Source organism: Nostoc sp. CMAA1605 (genome assembly GCF_021596505.1).
Lineage (GTDB): Bacteria > Cyanobacteriota > Cyanobacteriia > Cyanobacteriales > Nostocaceae > Trichormus.
In genome coordinates this window covers 1-19,779 of record NZ_PJIZ01000086.1, presented here as the reverse complement: position 1 = coordinate 19,779, position 19,779 = coordinate 1, and the positions used below count along the sequence as shown (strand labels likewise).

The 19,779-nt window shown below is 40.0% G+C and carries 19 protein-coding genes, 1 tRNA gene and 1 pseudogene; 11 read left to right on the top strand and 10 right to left on the bottom strand.

Annotated features, from left to right (window positions below):
- Positions 1–117 precede the first annotated feature (117 nt).
- From CV014_RS23245 to CV014_RS23230, 4 genes are all read left to right on the top strand, one after another.
- Complete coding sequence (locus tag CV014_RS23245; RefSeq protein WP_236144186.1) at positions 118–663, top strand: PadR family transcriptional regulator; 546 nt, start codon at positions 118–120, stop codon at positions 661–663.
- A gap of 742 nt (positions 664–1,405) precedes the next feature.
- Entirely contained in the window at positions 1,406–1,828 is a 423-nt protein-coding gene (locus CV014_RS23240) for a hypothetical protein (RefSeq protein WP_236144185.1), read from the top strand.
- 127 nt (positions 1,829–1,955) lie between these two features.
- Positions 1,956–2,762, top strand: a complete 807-nt coding sequence (locus CV014_RS23235; RefSeq protein ID WP_236144184.1) for an Rpn family recombination-promoting nuclease/putative transposase — start codon at positions 1,956–1,958, stop codon at positions 2,760–2,762.
- 112 nt (positions 2,763–2,874) lie between these two features.
- Positions 2,875–3,087, top strand: a complete 213-nt coding sequence (locus CV014_RS23230; protein ID WP_236144183.1) for a hypothetical protein — start codon at positions 2,875–2,877, stop codon at positions 3,085–3,087.
- A gap of 163 nt (positions 3,088–3,250) precedes the next feature.
- On the opposite strand, the gene dnaG is transcribed toward CV014_RS23230, so the two are convergent.
- Positions 3,251–5,221: a DNA primase gene (gene dnaG, locus CV014_RS23225; RefSeq protein WP_236144182.1), complete on the bottom strand. Its 1,971-nt coding sequence runs from the start codon at positions 5,219–5,221 to the stop codon at positions 3,251–3,253.
- A 178-nt stretch (positions 5,222–5,399) separates the two neighbouring features.
- Here dnaG and tftA point away from each other — a divergent pair, with 178 nt between their 5' ends.
- Positions 5,400–6,764: a hormogonium tapered terminus morphoprotein TftA gene (gene tftA, locus CV014_RS23220; protein ID WP_236144181.1), complete on the top strand. Its 1,365-nt coding sequence runs from the start codon at positions 5,400–5,402 to the stop codon at positions 6,762–6,764.
- 94 nt (positions 6,765–6,858) lie between these two features.
- Here tftA and CV014_RS23215 read toward each other — a convergent pair whose 3' ends face one another.
- The 3 genes from CV014_RS23215 to CV014_RS23205 form a co-directional block, all read right to left on the bottom strand.
- A complete protein-coding gene (locus CV014_RS23215; RefSeq protein ID WP_236144180.1) occupies positions 6,859–7,881 on the bottom strand; it encodes a tetratricopeptide repeat protein in 1,023 nt (340 codons plus the stop codon).
- Positions 7,882–8,077: 196 nt separating this feature from the next.
- Positions 8,078–8,851, bottom strand: coding sequence for a hypothetical protein (locus CV014_RS23210; RefSeq protein WP_236144179.1), 774 nt, complete (start codon positions 8,849–8,851; stop codon positions 8,078–8,080).
- Between the two features lie 103 nt (positions 8,852–8,954).
- The gene (locus CV014_RS23205) at positions 8,955–9,362 is read right to left on the bottom strand and encodes a hypothetical protein (RefSeq protein ID WP_236144178.1); all 408 of its coding nucleotides are present in this window, start codon (positions 9,360–9,362) and stop codon (positions 8,955–8,957) included.
- A 452-nt stretch (positions 9,363–9,814) separates the two neighbouring features.
- On the opposite strand from CV014_RS23205, the gene CV014_RS23200 reads away from it, so the two are divergent.
- A complete protein-coding gene (locus tag CV014_RS23200; RefSeq protein ID WP_236144177.1) occupies positions 9,815–10,696 on the top strand; it encodes a 2OG-Fe(II) oxygenase in 882 nt (293 codons plus the stop codon).
- 60 nt (positions 10,697–10,756) lie between these two features.
- Here CV014_RS23200 and CV014_RS23195 read toward each other — a convergent pair whose 3' ends face one another.
- The 3 genes from CV014_RS23195 to CV014_RS23185 form a co-directional block, all read right to left on the bottom strand.
- A complete protein-coding gene (locus tag CV014_RS23195; protein WP_236144176.1) occupies positions 10,757–11,158 on the bottom strand; it encodes an alr0857 family protein in 402 nt (133 codons plus the stop codon).
- 16 nt (positions 11,159–11,174) lie between these two features.
- A complete protein-coding gene (locus tag CV014_RS23190; RefSeq protein ID WP_236144175.1) occupies positions 11,175–11,342 on the bottom strand; it encodes a hypothetical protein in 168 nt (55 codons plus the stop codon).
- 176 nt (positions 11,343–11,518) lie between these two features.
- Positions 11,519–11,767 carry a hypothetical protein gene (locus tag CV014_RS23185; RefSeq protein ID WP_236144174.1) on the bottom strand — a complete coding sequence of 83 codons (249 nt, stop codon included), beginning with the start codon at positions 11,765–11,767 and terminating at the stop codon, positions 11,519–11,521.
- Positions 11,768–11,838: 71 nt separating this feature from the next.
- On the opposite strand from CV014_RS23185, the gene CV014_RS23180 reads away from it, so the two are divergent.
- The 4 genes from CV014_RS23180 (at position 11,839) to CV014_RS23165 (ending at position 15,526) form a co-directional block, all read left to right on the top strand.
- Positions 11,839–12,174, top strand: coding sequence for a hypothetical protein (locus tag CV014_RS23180; RefSeq protein ID WP_103139386.1), 336 nt, complete (start codon positions 11,839–11,841; stop codon positions 12,172–12,174).
- Between the two features lie 334 nt (positions 12,175–12,508).
- The gene (locus CV014_RS23175; protein ID WP_236144173.1) at positions 12,509–12,670 is read left to right on the top strand and encodes a hypothetical protein; all 162 of its coding nucleotides are present in this window, start codon (positions 12,509–12,511) and stop codon (positions 12,668–12,670) included.
- 263 nt (positions 12,671–12,933) lie between these two features.
- Positions 12,934–14,943, top strand: coding sequence for a GAF domain-containing sensor histidine kinase (locus CV014_RS23170; RefSeq protein WP_236144194.1), 2,010 nt, complete (start codon positions 12,934–12,936; stop codon positions 14,941–14,943).
- Positions 14,936–15,526 (top strand): SRPBCC family protein, encoded by a 591-nt coding sequence (locus CV014_RS23165; RefSeq protein WP_236144172.1) that lies wholly within the window; start codon positions 14,936–14,938, stop codon positions 15,524–15,526. Before CV014_RS23170 ends, CV014_RS23165 begins: the two co-directional genes overlap by 8 nt.
- A 94-nt stretch (positions 15,527–15,620) precedes the next feature.
- On the opposite strand, the gene CV014_RS23160 is transcribed toward CV014_RS23165, so the two are convergent.
- Positions 15,621–15,693, bottom strand: a tRNA-Glu gene (locus CV014_RS23160).
- Positions 15,694–16,292: 599 nt separating this feature from the next.
- On the opposite strand from CV014_RS23160, the pseudogene CV014_RS23155 reads away from it, so the two are divergent.
- A pseudogene (locus CV014_RS23155) lies at positions 16,293–18,193 on the top strand (cation:proton antiporter).
- A 326-nt stretch (positions 18,194–18,519) separates the two neighbouring features.
- On the opposite strand, the gene CV014_RS23150 reads toward CV014_RS23155, so the two are convergent.
- A complete protein-coding gene (locus CV014_RS23150; protein WP_236144171.1) occupies positions 18,520–19,134 on the bottom strand; it encodes a cytochrome b N-terminal domain-containing protein in 615 nt (204 codons plus the stop codon).
- A gap of 100 nt (positions 19,135–19,234) precedes the next feature.
- Positions 19,235–19,779, bottom strand: a 545-nt coding sequence (locus tag CV014_RS23145) for an esterase/lipase family protein (RefSeq protein ID WP_236144170.1), incomplete at its 5' end; no start/stop codon positions are given.

Below are 19,779 nucleotides of genomic sequence, written 5' to 3'. Positions count from 1 at the left end.
GCCTGATTTGGCAGCTAAATTTACTATACACAACTTCTTTGTAAAACAATATTTATTCAACTTGTTGTGTACAAATTCCAGTGTACACTGAAGAAAATATCTGTCAAGTAGTTCCTTATGGGTTTATCACAAGCAATTCTGACCTGTTTAATTGATGCACCCCACAGTGGTTATGATCTATCCAAGGTCTTTAGTGAGTCTGTGGGTTATTTTTGGCAAGCTTCCCAGCAGCAAATTTATAGAGAACTGGGGAAACTGGAGTCAGCAGGTTTGGTTGTTTCTGAAGTTGTTCCCCGCGAAGGTCGTTTAGATAAGAAAATTTACTCAATTACAGAAATAGGAAAACAACAGCTAATAGAGTGGATGCAAAAGCCGACTGAACCAGATGTCATCAGAGAAGACTTGTTAGTAAAAATTTTCTCCGGTGGCTTAGTATCAGTGAATGTATTGATAGCAGATGTTGAACGCCATCGGAGAATTCACATTGAAAAATTATTAACTTATCGGGAAATTGAGAAAGAAAAATGTTCAGTATCGGAATTCTCCGCTAAGGAAGAGAGGCTGAGAAATTTAGTTTTAATGGCTGGGATTAAACATGAGCAAGCTTGGATAGATTGGTGTGATGAAACTCTAGCAGCATTAAAAAATCTATCTTCAGATTGAAAATACAATAGTTTCAAGAAATATAGGGGTATAGGGGTGTAGGGGTTTAGGGGAAGAGAAATATTTGAATATTGGATAAAATTAATATTTTTTGAATAAATAAAACCCTGGAATAATCTCCAGGGTTATCCTCGTGAACCACATTTTTATTTTTATTCAATTCTCCTGAATAGGAAAATAAGTAAATAGACATAATGCCTTTATTTATGTCTGTAATTACCAGTGATTTAAATTACTTTTAAATATAATTATTCATACCTCTGATAGAAAAATTTGGTTAATTATAAAAAATATAGATAATGAGTGTAAATTGTTCATAAGCATTACAGACATATTTGTTGATTTTAAGTCTAATAAATGAATGTGTATTACTTGCCAAAATCAAAATATTGATAAAAAATTAAATTAGCCTATAGCAAGATCATAGGCCATCTTGGTAATAACCTAACCTTATCCAATTTCCTTAGTCCGCGCAAGCGGACTTTATTTATATCCAAATATTATGTATTTTCTTCTAAATTATAGACTTGAATTTAAGGATTAAATCGGGGAAAATACTTGATATTTTCATTAGTTATTTGACGAACTGCGGCAATTATTAATTATTGCCTAATATGTTGCTTTAGATACGGTTATTAGATATGGGTTGTATGAGATAAATCTAATAAGGAATCAGTTGGATAATAGATATATTGCCTATATTCATTAAATAATGATCACCCAATTATATTGGAGGCAAAAAATGAATAATTTAGGTAGAAAAAGAGTAGAAACAGTCTTAGCAATTGCTAGCTATGCTATTGGTAGTGCGACAGCTTCAATAGCACCAACACCAGGCGGAGAAATTCCTAAACAGGTAATATTAACATCTGCCGATATTTTAATGTATACCACTATTTGGAAAATCTATTTTGCACAAGACTTATCAAATAAAGAACTGATACAGATATTGACAGACTTAGGAATAGTAACGCTGACTGCTACAGGCACAGCTTATTTAGTCAGTAAAGTAACCACTGCAATGTTAAAAGAAATCACTAATTGGATTGGCCCTTTAGGATGGGGTGTAACAGCTGCGATCGCTGGTTCTATTAGTGGTTTATTTGGTGCTACTTGGGCATTATATTGTGATTACCTTTATGTGCAGAAAAAGCAAACTATTTAATTAATATTTTCAAGAGAAATATCAATAAAATTCATAAAAATTTATTTAGCGTCACAAACTTGACATTTCGCCATCAAAACTGGAAATATGCAAGTCATACCTACTCAAGACGTATTTCTTTTTTTTCGTGAAAACCGACAGCATATTTTACCAACTATTTCAAAGTTTCCCCAGTATTTTCTTTGAACTAATTGACCAACCTGTAACAACAGCAAACACTTATCAATTTGCATCAGTTGAAGTCAAGCAACTGGCGTTTCGGATTGATGGCGTATTTCTTCCCAATAACGACACATCAAGACCTATTTATTTTGTTGAAGTTCAATTTCAACCAGACAGAAAATTATATTCACGTTTCTTTACAGAAATCTTCCTATATCTAGATAAAACAGAATTACCGAATAATTGGCAAGGAGTGATTGTTTATCCCAGTAAAAACCTAGATATAGGAGAAACAGCAAGATATATCGAACTACTGATACCCCAAAGAGTAAAACGCGTTTATCTGGATGAATTAAATTCCACAGGTGAGCAATCTCTTGGGATAGAAACAGTTAAGTTAGTTATTGAACCAGAAACCACTGCGGTAACTAAAGCCAAAGAATTAATAGCTATAGCTAAACAACGAGTAACAGATACAATTACCCAACGGGATATTCTACAATTAATAGAGACGATAATTATCTACAAGTTTCCTAAAGCTAGCCGAGAGGAGATTCAGCAGATGTTAGGGTTAGGCGATTTAAAACAAACCAAAGTTTATCAAGAAGGTAAGGAAGAAGGCAGGCTAGAAGGCAGGCTAGAAGGTATACCCTTCATGCTGAGTTTAGGTGCAACTGTAGAACAGATAGCTGAAGCTTTGAGTTTAGATATTGAGCAAGTTAGACAGATTGCTCAGAGTCATCAGTATCATCAAAATCAAGCTCCACAGTAAAATAATTGTAATAGCTGATTGAACTTAAATATCCATGACTCAAAAAGAAGCTAATATCTAATTTGAAATAAATCAGCTTTTTAGAGAAAATTAGGAAGTAAAAGGTTAGCAAATGTTTGAATTAAGCGATTTAAAAAAAACAAGGTTTTATCAAGAAGCTAAAGAGGATGGTAGGCAAGAAGCAATACAAGAAGCTAAACAAGAGGGTAAACTTGAAGTTGTCCCGTTTGCGCTCAGTTTAGGTGCGACTGTAGAACAGATAGCTGAAGGCTTGAATTTAGATATTGAGCAAGTTAGAAAGGTAGCTCAAAGTCATCAACCATAGCAACAAAAGTAATTCATCACAAACGTTCTGTGATAGAAAATTGTCGCTCACGATCCAATTCTTGCAGCTTCAATTTTTCGCTGTAGAATGCTTGATAATAAGATGTAAATTTTTATACTTTTGGACGAAATATTAAAGAAATGCTAAAGTTTCAACAGAGCTATCATTTAAGAAAACTCCACACATCTATTTCTAGCGGAGTTTTGGCTAGCTCATCTATAGTAACGCGTATTTGTTGTTCTAACATTTGTAACCTTTTATTCTCGTTAAAAAAGAGTTGAACATAATAATTTGAATCTTCTGTTGCAATATCTTCATCAATTTGTTTCCACATATGTAAAAAATGACGACGGCTTTTTTCACACAATTCTCGCTCTATTTTTGCGGTTGTAGCTTTAATAATAAGGGGAACACGTAATATTTCTTGTTTTGTCTTTTCATCTAAATAGAAAAGATAATCAACCTGAACCATTTCATCGGGAAAATAAAGAAGTCTATCTTGTAGTTTTGATATTAAATCAAATGTTGACTCAGCTATTAATTTCTCTTGTAAATCTAACATCTGTTGCCACAAGAAGCGATGATGCGAGAGACTAAATTGTAAATCCCGTTCTTCAAGAGTTTTAATAATGTCTTTCCGATATTCAGGACAATGCAAATAAATACGCAACAATAGAGCCTCTGCTAGCTCTAATGGACTGCGATTAGTTTTGGGTGTAGACTGAGAAAAATTTTTTATGCCAGAGTTATTCTTTACTGGTAAAGTTTGAGAATATGTAGGTGTACTTGGAGAGATTTGAGTTAATAGATTTTCAACTCTTAAGGGGATGATTCTTGTGTCACCTAAACTGAGGATTTCTGCACAGTAAGAAACGTAATAGTTGCGCGTATCACCGTTAACTATATTTTTGAGTATTTTAACTATTTGTTGTGTAACTTGTTGAAAATCTGTAGCCTGTTTTAAGTTACGGTCTTTGAGAATTTGTTGAATCTGCCAATCTATCCACAACGGCGCATTTATTAATAGCTGTTCATAGTCTTCTCGGCTATGGGAACGCAAATATTCATCAGCATCTTTACCATCGGGAATATTGAGAATTTTGAGTTGCACTTCACCCTTATAAGCTAAATCAGCGATTTCACCAATGGCGCGTTCTGCTGCATTTGTTCCCGCTTTATCAGCATCAAAATTAAGTACCAATTGTTTGGAGTCGGTGTAGCGTAACATCAGCCTGACTTGTTCCAAACTCAAGGCTGTACCCAGAGAAGCAACAGCGTTATTAATTCCCGCAGCATGAAGAGCGATCGCATCAAAATATCCCTCCACTACCACCGCTTGATCTATTTGAGAAATCCCCGCTTTAGCCTGATCTAAAGCAAATAAAGTTTTACCTTTATTAAATAATTCTGTTTCTGGTGAATTTAAATATTTCGGCTGTTCATCAGTAAGAGTTCTTCCCCCAAAGCCAATTACCCGTCCTTGGACATCCCGAATCGGAATCATCAAGCGATCGCGAAATACATCATAATATCCGCTACCTTCCTTCCGTGGTTTAATCAAACCCGCCTTTTCTACCAGTTGTACGGGATAATGCTTATCTTCTACCAAATAGCGGTGGAGAGTTTCCCAACCTGGAGGCGCGTAACCCAAACCAAACTGCTGAATAGTAGCCTCATTAAACTGGCGATCGCTACGTAAATATTTTAGTGCCGATTGTCCTTGAGACTGACGCAAAGCGTGTTGATAAAACTGTGCAGTTGAAGCCAAAACTTCATACAACTGTTCCCGCAAAGACAATTGACGCTGTAATTCTTGGCGTTGTTCTGGTTCAAGAGTTTTGACAGGTACTTGGTAACGCCTAGCTAAATCTAGCACCACCTCAGCAAAAGAGTGCTTACCCAAATCCATCAAAAACTTAATCGCATTACCCCCAGCCTGACAGCCAAAGCAATAATACATTTGCTTATTGGGACTGACGGTAAAACTGGGGCTTTTCTCATCATGGAAAGGACACAAACCCACAAAATCCTTACCGCGCTTCCGTAGTACCACATACTCTGATACAACATCCACAATATCAGCACGGTGTTTAATTTCTTCAATTGTGTCTGGGTGTAAGCGCGGAATTTGCATATTAGTCAATAGTCAATAGTTAATAGTCAACAGTCAGTCAATAGTTGTTCTCCCCTGCCCCCTGCTCCCTGCCCCCTGCCCCCCTGCTTACCTCCTGCCTTATTATATTCTTGTTGCCAAATCGAGAATATTGTATAAAATTGCTTACACTTAATCAGATTAAGAGGAAATACGGTCAATGGGGCGCATCTTTATTTCAGCAGCACACGGAGGCCAAGAAGCGGGAAGGGTAGATCCAGGTGCGATCGCCGGGGGGACTACGGAAGCTAGGGAGATGATTCTGCTGCGTGATTTGATTGTCACAGAATTGCGATCGCGGAATTTGGAAGTGTTGGCTGTTCCTGATGATCTCAGTGCGGCGGGTACTATTAGCTGGATTAATTCCCGTGTCCGTCGCGGTGATGTGGCTTTAGAAATTCATGCTGATGCTGCTAATAGTCCCACGGTAAGGGGGGCGAGTGTATTTCACATTGCTAATAATAATGAACGCCGCAGTAATGGCGAACTGTTGTTAGTGGGACTATTGCGCCGTGTTCCTCAATTGCCAAATCGGGGTGTAAAACCAGATACCGAGAGTGGTTTAGGGAATTTAGCCTTTTGTCGGCAAATTGCGATCGCCTCTCTATTATTACAAATCGGCTTTATCAGTAATCCCGATGATCGGGCTTTACTGCAAACTCGCCGCCGTGATTTCGCTTTAGGAATTGCCGATGGGTTAGCATCTTGGAGTCGTGTCATTGATCCCACCCCAGGCACTCCCGCCGATCCTAATTATTTACAAATTAACATTAACATTAATGGGCAGAACTACGCCGAAAAAGGCATTTTAGTCAATGGCAATGCTTATATTCCCATCGATTTAGTAGACAGATTGCGAATTGACTTATCAAAAGCCCCTAATGTCAATCGCATTACTTATCGCAAAATAGTTTATGTCAAAGCCGTAGAATTACGAGATTTTAATATTGCAGTTAGTTGGGATGCCAACACTCGCACCGTCACCTTACGTTCTAACTTGGTCATTTGTCCCGGACAATTTGACAGAATTATGTCTAATGGCAATACCTCAGAAGTAGAATTACAACTATTTTTAAGAAACAATAATGAAAATGCCTTAACCCAGTTCCCTGATTTACCCAAACTCTATCGAGAAGAAGGGAATGTAGAAGGAGTAAATTATGACATTGCTTTCTGCCAAATGTGTGTAGAAACTGGGTTTTTACGCTTTGGTGGAGATTTAAAACCTGAGCAAAATAACTTTGCTGGTTTAGGTTCAATTGGTGGAGGTGCAGAAGCTGCTTCCTTTCCGAGTGCCAGAATTGGAGTCAGAGCGCACATTCAACACCTCAAAGCCTACGCTAGTTTAGAACCCCTAGTAAATGAAGTAGTAGATCCCAGATTTAGATTCGTCACCCGTGGCGTAGCCCCCCTCATAGAACAACTCTCAGGACGTTGGTCAGCCGATTTAGACTACGGCACCAAAATTAACGCCATGCTCAAACGTCTCTATGATTCAGCCGGATTTTTGAATGCGAATAGATAAGGGCATGGGGCATGGGGCATTGGGCATGGGGCATGGGGCATGGGGCAGGGAGACAAAAACTAATGACTAATGACTATTGACTATTGACTATTGACTAAAGCGCATCAATAAACTGCTTCACCTTCTTTTGAATATTGGGGTCAGCGATTTCTTCTGCTAACTGTTGGGCGTTTTGATAACATACGCGCGCTAAACTTTTACGTTTAGTTTTGGCGTATAGACTACCCATATTCAACAAAGTCGCAATCTCACCCAGCGAATCACCCTGTTTTTGATAAATTTCTACGGCTTGTCTGTAGAGTTTTAGGGCTTTGCGGTGACTATCTAGTTGGTTGTAGATATAACCCATATTGTTGAGGGTGTTCGCTTCACCAGAGCGATCGCCCATCGCTTGGCGTGATAATAGCACTTGATGATAGAGCAATAGTGCCTTTTTGGGTTGTCCTATATCTATATAAATAGAAGCAATATTATTTAAGGTAATTGCTTCACCTACAACATTCTTAGTAGCCTTTTGAATGGGCAATGCGGCTTGGAGAAATTCTAAAGCGTTTTCATACTCACCTAACACACTGTAGGCAAATCCTAGTCCGTTGAGGGTTGTAGCCTCACCGGAAAAGTCTCCCAACAGCCTACGCATAGCTAAAATCTGATTGTGTAATAATAAAGCCCGTTTAGGTTCACCTATTCTGATGTAAATTAGGGCTATATCATTGAGTGTAGAAATTTCTCCTGCGGTGTCTTTTAATGTCCGAAAAATTTCCGCCGCTTTATCTAAATACTCTAAAGCTTGCGAAATTTTTCCCATCCGGTTGTGGGTAGAACCTAGATTGCTGAGTGCGGTAGCCTCTGCCTGTAAGTTACCTATCTCAATTGCAACAGCAAAAGCCTGATGAAAGGATTCTAAGGCTTGTTCTAGCTGACAACAACCCAGATAGGCTAAACCCATATCATTTAATGTATGCCCTTCTCTGGCTCGATCTGCAATTGCTCTAGCTAACTGTAAATTTTCCTTGACTAAATCAAGATATTCCTGAAATCTTCCCTGCTTATAGTAGCTATTGGCTGTATCACGACGTTCTTCCCACTCTTTGACTAAATTGCAAGATTGCGTCATTTGACCTCAGTTGCACTGCAAATAAATTGGCGGGTGATTCTGAATCTTTAGGGATTAAGCAATGAAGGTGTTTCATGCTTAATTAGCCTTGAAAGATTATCCAAGTTAAATTCCGGTTAACCTTTATTTTCTACCTTTAGGTACAAGACGTAAAGAAACAGATGTGATATGTATAAGTCGCAATCAGCAGTATAAATTAAGCTGTCTTAAAAAACCTAATGATTTCGCGCACATGATCCAAAAATTGACCATCTGTGGAAAGTTGGGCGATCGCATTTCTGGCTTCCCTTGCTAATCGGTCATGTTCGGTTTGATTCACAGCCCGAAATTCTTCTAAGTTAGCAGCAATCTTGGCTAATTCTTTACGGGTTTCATCTGCAAAGCGTTGTTGTGTGGCGGCTAAAGAGTACGGTTGTTCTGGATTGAGTTGGTTTTCTAAAACTTCAATTTTCTGTTCTAATGTGTCAAAACGTTGGCGCAGTTCCACAATATCTTCACGGGGATACTTCCATTCTTGGCTAATCATCGTTAGTCGAGCATATAAATACTCATAAGCTCGAATTGCCGGACGTAAGATAGTTAATAACAAAGCTGCACCAGAACTGATATAACCCACAGCACTGATCCCCGTAGCCGCTAGGGTATAAAGACCAATTGCAGATAATAAGTGTAAAGCCAAAGCTAACCACAGCGATCGCTTGGCTAAGATTTTGACGTAATTTACTTGCTTTTCATCTACAGGGATTTGCTTGTCAATTGATTGTGCTGCTTCCGCTAAAACTTCCTTGGCTTGAAAATGGATATTCCAAGGAACAGTGACAATCACCAATAACCACCAGAAACTTGCACCCCCAATCACCCAATCGAGAAAATTCCCAGAGGGAATATGCAACCATTGCAGCACACCAAAAGCCAGCAGCACTACAGCCACAATTCCCGCAATGGAACTAATAAAAAAACCTACATACATAATATAGCCGCCTCAACTCAGTGAAATTACCACCTCAATTTTGTCTAGGCGGCGAAATTTCTACCTAAAAGTTTGTGATGCTTTTTGTAGCTGCATACAATATCTAGAAAATCACATAACTACGCCAAACAGCTTGACCATTGAGACTGTCCTTAGTTGGTAACAGCAATCGCCAGGTTTTACCTTCCTGTTGAATCTGTAAATACAAATCAAAAGGTTGTTGCAGTTTTTTCAACTGTCTCTGAGGTAGCTGAAAAACTAAATCGTAGTCTCCCTTGACGCGAAAAGCCGGTAAATTTTCAATTGTCAGGGGTTGTTCTTGGCGAATTTTCAGATGTTGAATTTTAAACCCTTGGAACTTGATATTTAACTGCTGATTGAGTTGCTGTTGGGTTTGTTCTAGCTGGAGTGCGATCGCTTTCTCCACTAACTCGCTAGTTGGTAACAATCCAATGTTGCCACAACCGATCAATAGCATCAGCAAAACTGCTGTCAAAACGAACCGCACCATGTTACTGTTGATAGATTTTTAGCGATAGTATAGCGGAAGATACCAAAAACTACCTAATTCCTGATATCAGTAGATTCCTGATAATTTTAGTGAAGAATTGACCAAAAGACTGCTATTAGCGGTAGCGCAGCATTCAGCACTCAGCACTACTCAAAGCGATCGCCAAACATTATTGGCACTTAAAGATGCTTGCGGATAAAATTGACCTGCGGCTAGCATCGGCACTAGTAACTTTACTTACCCTTAATGATGTTCCATCTAGCTTTCTAATCAGGACTTTGTACAAATACTGTATAGAGATTACTCAAAATTTCGACAAGTCTATAACTCCAGCAGGATATCTAAACTCTATCAATATCTTTAGATAACTTTATTATGATTAAGCTTGCTCTCTACTGCCAATTTACTACAAAAATAACTTGATTAAATAATCAATGTAGACACATAATTTTATGCTGAGAATCTTACACAAAATTCAAAATAAAACTTTAAGAAGGATTCAAGACCTACCCATAATTAAATACTATGCTGACATGGCACATCAAACAGCAGTCCAAGAGCATATTCCCTACTTACCTAATCTTTCTCACTCTGACATTAACATAGTTAAAACCCTACAAATCCAGGGTTTAGCAATCACTTCTCTAGAAGAATTAGGTATTGAATCCAATTTACAGCTTTTGCAATCAGCTAAGAAATTATTACCCCATATTCAACCTGATACTAATATCAAAAAACATGGATTTGTCGCTCATGCCAGTGCCGCACAAATGCTTGAATATCCCGAAATTTTTTTATGGGGATTGGAACAAAAATTATTAAATATTATTGAAAATTACCTGAGCTTACCAGTAGCTTATCACGGTGCATATTTTCGACAAGATATTGCCAATCAACTAGAACAAGGCTCCAGACTTTGGCACATAGATACAGAAGAACGTCAAGTCATTAAAATTATTATCTATATCAATGATGTAGATGAAAACACAGGGCCATTTCAATACCTGCCGCAAACTTTAACCCTAGAAGTAGCTAAATCCTTAAACTACACATCTGGTTATATTACCAATCAAACCATGCAAAATACTATATCGCCAGAACAATATCAATCTTGTGTTGGGTCTGCTGGGACAGTAATTTTTGCTGCCACTAGTAGTATTTTTCATCGTGGCAAGCCTCCAACTCTCAATGATAGATTCGCTATATTCTTTGATTACACTGCGCGCAGAAAAAAAGATTTATATTACACAACTTCTGATTTAACTCATGAATTTCTAGTTAATTATTATCATCATCTTTCAGAACAACAAAAACAATATATTTATTGGCAATAAGAAATAGGGAATAGGGAAGAGTAATAGCAATACCCCATGCCCGATGCCCTATTGCCAAATTTATTCACTCACCACAGAAGCACAAGTTTGAGCCGCCTGCCATAATTTGTAAACAAATAACTCTGTACGTGAATTAGGCGCGTCACTAATCATGGTTACAAATACGCCATCCGCATCTTCATAACCATCTGATAGCCAATAACCACGCAGAGTAATTTCCACATACTCAGCATCACTAGTGGACACATCCATGATTTCTCTGTCAGCAAATCTAGCCTCTGCCTTCAGTGCTTCAATTCCTGGCAAATCCGCAGGTAGCAAGAAGGAAGCATTGCTGGGTTCAACACAGACACTTTGACCAACACGTAAGGCCAAAATCACCCGTGTTTTCACCCACTCCTCTAAAGATAAAGCAAGATACTCCAAATAAAAACTGCTTTCGGTGTACGTTAATTTCAGCATTCCTTATGCTCTCCTGCTATTCCAGGTTTGCTTGCACATCTATCCAAAATTTGGTGGACTGTTCAATCACTGCAATTTTGAGGCGAATATACTTTGGTAGATCAACTATCAAGTTGGATAAATTAATTCGCCATTCATCTTCTGTATAACCTAGTAGAAGTCCTGATTTATCAGTAATTAACATGACACTGGCTCACTTAATATTAACTCGGCACAGTGGTAAGTAATTGCGCGAAAAAACCACCAGGGATTGCCCTAACATCGGCCTTGCAGTCGTCACAGTTTCTCTCCTTAATAAAAAACCCCCGCTTCTGACTTAGGTGAGGCGGGGGTAAAAGTTGACCATCATGTTGTTCGGTCTTATGTCGGTACAGCATTTCTCTGTCTGTACCTCCCGCTTCTTAAATTTGATTGTGGTTTGGCATTCAGCCTATCAATGCTGAAAAATATAAAATCATAGTCTGCCTCTGTGATTTGCTCAGGCTGGTGGCTACCATCACCCATAAATAAATACTCCACTCCCATAGCACCCAATTCCCAACTAGATCGGTAGTTGGTAGCGCGTAAGAAAGTAGAGATGGGATAAATGGATTTCACAGAAAATTTCACCTATTGAACATTCCTTTAAACATACTACACTTGTATTACTATCCTGTCCATACTTTCAAGGAGAAAAAGTCATGCACACAATTACTCGCACCCCAACTACCGATATGGAAGTAACTAGCATCCGCTTGGAGCGAGAACTCAAAGAGAAACTTAAAGAAATAGCTGGCAATCAGGGTTATCAAGCCCTAATTCGAGATATTCTCTGGAATTATGTACAGCAAAAATCCGGCGAGTGGAAACCGCGATTTTCACGAACGGATATTCGAGCTAGTATAGCGGCCACAGCTCAACAAGAAGAACGTTGTGTACTCACAGGTCAACTCATTCAACCCCAACAACCTATGTTGTTAGGATTAACCAGAAATGGCGAAATGGTTCCTCTCAGCATCGAGAGTTTAGCTGGATAGTTCGGTGTCTGGATGAATGCAGCTTAGTTGCTGCTTAATAAACAGCTAGGCTGCATTCATCGCTGCTGTCGGCAAAGGAAATTTATTTAGATAACTTGATAAATCAATATTTTTAATTAAGCAAATTAGGAACTAAAGAGTATAAATATATTCTTAAATATGGGTGATTGATCATTATTATGTTAGCTATCACCTGAATATCAAGGTGTTTCCCTGACGATCGCAATCTCCAGACAGCAACCTAGCGGTCTGAGCGCACTCACTGTTACCGCTTCTGAGATTCTTGACTTTTCCCAGAGTAGAGTATCGGATGATCGTTAACTCCTCAAAACCAATGACAAAAAGCAACACTCAGGCTTTTGTGACAGCAGTATTAGCTCACAGTGTCTGTTGCAACAGTAGTAATGCGGTGAGTGAATATGAAGTTGTGGTTGTAAATCCAGAGAAATTACGGTTTATGTATAGTTACCCACAAGGTATGGTAAGGCAAAAGTGATTTACAGATACAATTCTATCCCCTTAAACCTAAGTTATATTAAGTATTTTCAACAATTTTACATAGTTTTATGACCATGTATAAATTAGCTTAATATACTGAAACTTGGTCATCTGTAAAATAAAGGGGCTATAACAGAATGATAGAAAATCTTGAATCAAGATTTGCCATCCATCCGGTATAGCAACACGACTAACGGTGAAGAATATGCCAGAAAGTTGGGTGCAATAAAAGTGGGGTCATTATTCAAGAATATGTCAGGAATGAAAAAGCATTTATTAGTATCACCAGACCGCCCCGATGACCCAGAGCGACTCAAACTATACCCAGTCAAACTGATGCAGCATCAGGAAGAAACAGCCCACCAGTTGGCGCACAAGATTAATCACATCATTGCTAGTAGTCCATCGACAGCATTGATGCTGCCAGAAATTGCCAAATTGATCGGCATAGCCACTAATGTAGATTGTTGTTGTTTAGTGGCACTAACAGGTGAAGACTCAACGGAAGCAACAACGGCTAGTTGGTGTGCTGATGAATATCTAGGAATGCCTCAGCCAGACGAATTGTTCTCCATGGAACAGTCAGTGCTGCAATGCGCTACTGAACCTTTCACAATAGAGGATATTGCCACAATTCGTAACAGTCTGGTGATTGGATGCCAACAATTGCCATTGCCTATCAAATCGGTGTTAGCGATTCCTACCCGTTTTGGCGGCAAGAATAATGGGGTAGTGAATCTGATCAAATTTCAATCCTATGATTGGGGAGAGGGAGAAAAATTCATCCTCAAAACCATCGCCGCAGCCTGTGCGATCGCTTTTTCTCAATTTACCCAAGCGCAGTTAATTTCTCATCAGCAACAATACTTACAAAGAAGTAATCAACATCAAAGCTTAATCAAACAATTAACTATACTAAGTCGGAGTAACTTGGAGTTAAATCAAATGCTCCAACTAGCCATAGCATCTACTGCTGAATCTTTACAAGCAGATCGGGGTTTATTAATCCTCCTGAGATATACAGATCCATTATTTAGAAGCACTAATAGAACCCAAATTCCTCAAGCAAGAGCTGATGTCATCGGCGAATGGTGTCGGGAAAATCCCAATAATACAGAATCTTTAAATCAATCTTTTACTTTGGCAGAATGTGCTTTGTGTCAGCGAGCTTTCACTGAGGGAGGTAAGCCAGTCATCATCAATGACTACGCAGACCTACCGGACACAACCATTGTTGCGCCCTTGTTTGACATTACACAACTACCATCTGTACTGTTAATGCCGCTAGAAAATCAAGGTAGAATCCTGGGCTTTTTAGTGCTACAGCAAGCAGTACCGCGTGAGTGGCAAGTAGCAGAATTAAATTTAGTGGAAATGGTCTGCGCTCAAGTGAGTAATGCCATTATTCAGTCCAAAACCCTCCGACAAGTCCAAACTTTAGTTGATGAGCGCACCGCTAAACTGCAAAGCAGCTTAGAACTACAGGCCAAGCTGCATGAAAGAACTAGGCAATATGTAGATCAGTTGCGAGAGTTGAGCCGCCTCAAAGACGAATTCATGAGCAACATCAGCGATCGCCTGCGCTATCCCTTAACCAACATGATGCTGTCAATTAAGAATTTGCAGCGTCCGGGAATCACCCCTGAGCGTCAAGGTAGATATTTGGAGATTCTCGAAAAAGAATGTTCCAAAGAAATTAACCTAATCAACGACTTGCTGACATTACAAAAACTAGAAAGCCAGCAAGAACCACCACGTTATGAAAACTTGAATGTCAACACCAGAATTCAAGAATTAAGCGAACTGTTGACCAAAAAACTCACAGAGAAAGGCTTAAGTATTAATTTAGACATACCAGAAAAGCCACTCAAACTGCAAACTGAACTAGAGAGTTTTGACAGAATTCTGCAAGAGTTATTAAATAATGCGTATACATACTCAGAACGGGATACGATTATCCACCTGCACGCCAGTCACCAGGTTAGTCAGCTAGTTGATCAAGTTATGATCAAAGTGACTAACACAGGACGTGGCATCTCCCAAGAAGAGGCGACCTATATTTTTGATAGGTTCCGTCGCGGTAGAGGAGGTCGTTGGACACCCGGTACTGGCTTAGGACTCGCACTAGTGAAGTCCTTAGTGCAGCATTTAAACGGAGCGATCGCTGTTGAGAGTACCCCTATACCTGATTCTCAACTGAGTGAAATCTGCTTCACCTTGACTCTGCCCCAGTTTTCTGACGACAGTAAACCATATTCTGAAAGTGACTAACCAACAAACAACCTCAGAGGACTTTGAACTCGATTCCCATTCACAACCTGAATCGAGTTTAGTGGCGGGTCAAACTGATGTACCCCCAGTAGAAGTCCAAATCGCTAAAGTGGCCGAGCGACAACGGCAAATTACAGCTACAGTTCAGATTCCCTATCCAGTAGAAACCGTCTGGAAGGTCTTGACAGACTACGAATCTTTAGCTGAGTTCATCCCTAACCTTGCTAAAAGCCGTCTTTTACAACATCCAGAGGGTGGTATTCGCCTAGAACAAGTCGGCTCTCAACGTTTTCTTAACTTCAATTTTTGCGCTCGTGTAGTCCTAGATTTACAAGAGCATTTCCCTTCCAAAATCAACTTTCAAATGGTAGAAGGGGATTTTAAAGGCTTTTCTGGTTATTGGTGTTTAGAGCCTTATTCCCTGGGTGAATTATTGGGGACTAGTCTCTGCTACAGCATCCACATTTGGCCGAAATTAACTATGCCCGTATCCATGATTGAAAATCGTCTCAGCAATGATCTGCGATCGAATTTGCTAGCGATTCATCAGCGAGTTAATTATTTAGCCAGTCAACAATCCTAGTCTTAAATTTAATGCCTACGATTGATTTTATAATCGTAGGCATTATCCTTTAAACATAAGTGAGATTTTGCAATCTCTTTTAGTTTATTTTTAGTACCCCCAGGGGAATTCGAATCCCCGTTACCTCCGTGAAAGGGAGGTGTCCTAGGCCTCTAGACGATGGGGGCATCAACCTCAGACCTTTTATAAATTAACGGATTTTTCAGATGATGTCAATACATTTGAAGAAAAAAATTTTTCGGGGTGTAAGGGTTTAGGGGTATGGGGGTGTAAGGGTTTAGGGGTATGGGGGTGTAAGGGTTTAGGGATATGGGGGTTGTAAGGGTGTAAGGGTATGAGGATTATGGGGAAGAAAAATTTAATGTCTTTCTTGTACATCTTGCTAGCCCATAGTCACACGAGTAAAAGGCTAATTTCCTGCCTCAAAAAAAACTATAAATTTCTTCTTCCCCCACACCCCCACACCCCTACACCCCTACACCCCTAACTCCTTGGTACACACTGAACATCTTTCACAAAGCAGATGATTCACATCTATCAACAGTTGTACTTTTTTTGGTGTTTAATACCCAGGATGAATACTAACTTTTGGCAAATTGTCACACTCAGTCGCCAATCTAGCGAGAAATAGAGTATCCTATAAGACTACGTATGAAAAAACCTCTCAACTTAACACAGGATAAAGGGTCTAATGTTGTACCCTGTAAAGGGAATATTCATTATTCTTTACAAAAGATTTTGAAATACATCTCTCAAAATCCATAGCATGGAAGCATCTTTTGAAGTCACCCTACAGATGGTGATCACGGTCGTTGCAGGTATTAGCGCGCAGGTGTTGGCGGCATATTTTCGTGTCCCTAGCATCGTTTTGCTATTACTCTTGGGCATTTTTCTCGGTTCTGATGGCATTGGGGTATTACATCCCCAAATGCTTGGTACAGGATTAGAAGTGATTGTGGCTCTAGCAACGGCAATTATTCTATTTGAAGGTGGACTAAACCTAGATTTACGAGAGTTAGGCAGAGTTTCCTTAAGCTTGCAATTGCTTGTCACCTTGGGAACGCTGGTGACGCTAATTGGTGGGAGTATGGCGGCTCACTGGTTGGGTGAGTTTCCCTGGAATATTGCTTTTCTTTACGCGTCTATTGTCGTAGTGACGGGGCCGACGGTGATTGGGCCTTTACTCAAGCAAATTAATGTAGACCGCCAAGTTGCAACGCTCTTAGAGGGAGAAGGCGTATTAATTGACCCTGTGGGCGCGATTTTGGCGTTCGTGGTGTTAGATACTATTGTCAACGGTGATGCTGACCCTATCAACGCCATTGTGGGGTTAATGATGCGCCTGGGGGTGGGTGCGGCGATTGGTGCTGTGGGCGGCTATGTGATGAGCTTGATTTTCAAGCGCGCCAATTTTTTATCAATTGAGTTGAAGAACTTGGTAGTTTTGGCAGTGCTATGGGGTTTGTTTACCCTAGCGCAGATGATTCGCACTGAATCAGGGGTAATGACTACTGTAGTGGCTGGAGCTGTATTTGCGAATTCTTCTGTACCAGAGGAACGCTTGTTGAGGAGTTTCAAAGGTCAACTGACGATTTTGAGCGTTTCTGTACTGTTTATTCTGCTAGCGGCTGATTTATCTATTGCGAGTGTGTTTGCTTTAGGTTGGGGTAGTTTATTTACTGTTCTGGTGTTAATGTTTGTGGTTCGCCCCATTAATATCTTGTTGTGTACAGGGAATAGTGACCTGAATTGGCGACAAAAGTTATTTTTAAGTTGGGTTGCACCGAGAGGGATTGTTTCGGCTTCTGTGGCTTCTTTGTTTGCGATTTTGCTCACTAAGCATGGGATCAATGGTGGTGATGCGATTAAGGCGTTGGTTTTCCTGACGATTATCATGACGGTGGTTTGTCAAGGCTTGACAGCAGGTTGGGTTGCTAGATGCTTGCAAATCACTTCCCAGGAAGCCACAGGGGCAGTTATTGTAGGTTGTAATCCCCTCAGTTTATTAATTGCTCGTTTCTTTCAAGAACGGGGGGAAAATGTCGTTCTCATCGATACTGAGCCAGAATATTTGGCTCAAGCAGAAGCTCAAAACATCAGGGTAATTGTTAGTAGTGCGCTAGATGCAGAAGTTTTAGAAGAAGCGGGTTAGCCTCGATGGGGACTTTCTTAGCGATGACTAACAACGGCGAAGTAAACTTTGTTTTGGCACAACGAGCTGCTGAGGAATTTCATCCACCGAGGGTTTTAGCAGTTTTTCCTCGTGATCCCCAAGCCAATAATTCAGTTAATAGTAAAGTTAATCAAGCTTTTGTTTCAGATGTAGCGATTAAAACTTGGAATGAGTATTTGAGTGATGGGCGGGTGAAGTTAGGTACAACTACACTCAATGCAGGGGAATTTACCACCCAACAGGAACGTATTCAAGAGAAAATTCGGACTGGGGTGTTAATCCCGTTGTTGGTAGAAAGAGAGGATCGTTTACAGATTACGCCAGCTCACCAGGAATGGGAAGTAGGCGATCGCATTATCTACCTGTTACATGATCCCAGACCGAATTTGTTAAAACGCTTATCTGGTGCTAGTCAGTCTACACCTCTGGTTCTAGAAAAATTACCAGAGTTGGAAGAAGTGCCTTGGGTAAAAGTGCTGAGTGCTGAGTTGTGAGTGCTGAGTTGTGAGTGTTGAGTTCTGAGTTGTGTTAGCGGTAACGAGGTGTTAGGTTGTGTTGAGTTAAAAACTGTTCTAGGAAATGCTCTTATCAATTAAGTCATGACTTTAGGCAATTTTCTGGACTCGACACTTAACACTCGACACTCAACACCGACTAAACGCACGCTCCCGCTAGCAACACTCAAATCAATTCAAAATTCAAAATTCAAAATTCAAAAATTGATTACTCACTACTCATTACTCATTACTCATTACTCAGCACTCAGCACCGGCTAAACGCCGCGCTACCGCTAACAGCACTCAGCACTCACCACTCACCACTAACTTGCTAGTTGAATACTTTCTTCTTTGTACATTTGTCTTTCTTGCCACATTAAAGCTGCAAAATGTAAGACAGCGAAAGTAATCGCTGCGAAAGTAATGATGTAACTGTGGAGAGTATATAAATGCTCAACAGTGACACTGCTAATTGCTCCACCACCTGTGAGGATATCGCGCAATTGTGTACCAATTACAGGGATGGCTTGAATATTGCCTAGCTCAATATTAAATCGCCAGTAACCTTCTTGTGTCCAGTCGAGAATCATCGCTGTCCAATCAAGACCGATCGCACTTAAAGTAAAGAAAATCCCACTCACCCACGCAAATAGCCAACTACGGCGAAATTGTCTTCCTAAGAACATCACCACAATTTGCACTAGTGCGATCGCAATCATGATGTTACCTGCAATATCATGCGCTCTATGGAATAACCACCCATAGGATACTTGAGTGTCAATCATTCTCAAAGAGTTATAAGCTCCGCCTGCTGTGGGTTCGTAATAAAAAGACAATAAAACGCCGGTAGAAACGTAAATCAAGCACAGGGAAAGAATTACGACCGATAATATCGTGGCTGCTCGCCGCAAAATCCTATCGAACTGGGTGCTTTGCATAGTTCACCCCTCCTGTTATGAGATTGATTATGTATTTTTATTACAATATAACTAAGTTTTATAAATATATCTATATTCTCTTTGCAAAGAATATATTTTTTTAAACGAGAAATTGTCCCCAAATCGGGAACTTTTCTGGTGAGCCATACCAAATTCCAGGACTTCTGGGAGAATGTCTGACACCTTCAATCACGAGATTTTCTGCACCAGCTAAATGAGCAGCTGCTATCGGTGTAATCCCGTCACCCCAAGTGTTACCTTGTCCACAAGTTAATTGATAACTGCTATAAGCTAACCAGCCACCGCGCCGCCTTTCCCCAAAAATCGTTTTACCGGCGACGCAAACGTAACGGACAGAGGGATAAAAAGCACCAGGATAGTTAAGATTGACAAAATCCAAATTTTTGCGTGTCCAGCGTTCTTGACTAGTGTGGGGTGTCCCCAAAGTGATGAGAGTCGCCACCAAGGGGTAAGCATTCCAAATATTCGCACCATAAGGCTGTTCTCCCAAATAAATGCGAGAAATCCAGCCACCGGCTGAGTGACCAATCAGATTGACTTGAGTAGCGTGATATTCTTGTAGTGCTTGTTTAACAGTCTGGTCAAGCTGCTGCAAAATAGGTGTGATAGGTCTACCACCGATAG

Bases quoted from the DNA above. Each gene is read 5' to 3' on its own strand.
- CV014_RS23245 (WP_236144186.1), top strand. From the start codon at position 118: ATGGGTTTATCACAAGCAATTCTGACCTGTTTAATTGATGCACCCCAC.
- CV014_RS23240 (WP_236144185.1), top strand. From the start codon at position 1,406: ATGAATAATTTAGGTAGAAAAAGAGTAGAAACAGTCTTAGCAATTGCT.
- CV014_RS23230 (WP_236144183.1), top strand. From the start codon at position 2,875: ATGTTTGAATTAAGCGATTTAAAAAAAACAAGGTTTTATCAAGAAGCT.
- dnaG (WP_236144182.1), bottom strand. From the start codon at position 5,221: ATGCAAATTCCGCGCTTACACCCAGACACAATTGAAGAAATTAAACAC.
- tftA (WP_236144181.1), top strand. From the start codon at position 5,400: ATGGGGCGCATCTTTATTTCAGCAGCACACGGAGGCCAAGAAGCGGGA.
- CV014_RS23215 (WP_236144180.1), bottom strand. From the start codon at position 7,881: ATGACGCAATCTTGCAATTTAGTCAAAGAGTGGGAAGAACGTCGTGAT.
- CV014_RS23210 (WP_236144179.1), bottom strand. From the start codon at position 8,851: ATGTATGTAGGTTTTTTTATTAGTTCCATTGCGGGAATTGTGGCTGTA.
- CV014_RS23205 (WP_236144178.1), bottom strand. From the start codon at position 9,362: ATGGTGCGGTTCGTTTTGACAGCAGTTTTGCTGATGCTATTGATCGGT.
- CV014_RS23200 (WP_236144177.1), top strand. From the start codon at position 9,815: ATGCTGAGAATCTTACACAAAATTCAAAATAAAACTTTAAGAAGGATT.
- CV014_RS23195 (WP_236144176.1), bottom strand. From the start codon at position 11,158: ATGCTGAAATTAACGTACACCGAAAGCAGTTTTTATTTGGAGTATCTT.
- CV014_RS23190 (WP_236144175.1), bottom strand. From the start codon at position 11,342: ATGTTAATTACTGATAAATCAGGACTTCTACTAGGTTATACAGAAGAT.
- CV014_RS23180 (WP_103139386.1), top strand. From the start codon at position 11,839: ATGCACACAATTACTCGCACCCCAACTACCGATATGGAAGTAACTAGC.
- CV014_RS23175 (WP_236144173.1), top strand. From the start codon at position 12,509: ATGACAAAAAGCAACACTCAGGCTTTTGTGACAGCAGTATTAGCTCAC.
- CV014_RS23170 (WP_236144194.1), top strand. From the start codon at position 12,934: ATGAAAAAGCATTTATTAGTATCACCAGACCGCCCCGATGACCCAGAG.
- CV014_RS23150 (WP_236144171.1), bottom strand. From the start codon at position 19,134: ATGCAAAGCACCCAGTTCGATAGGATTTTGCGGCGAGCAGCCACGATA.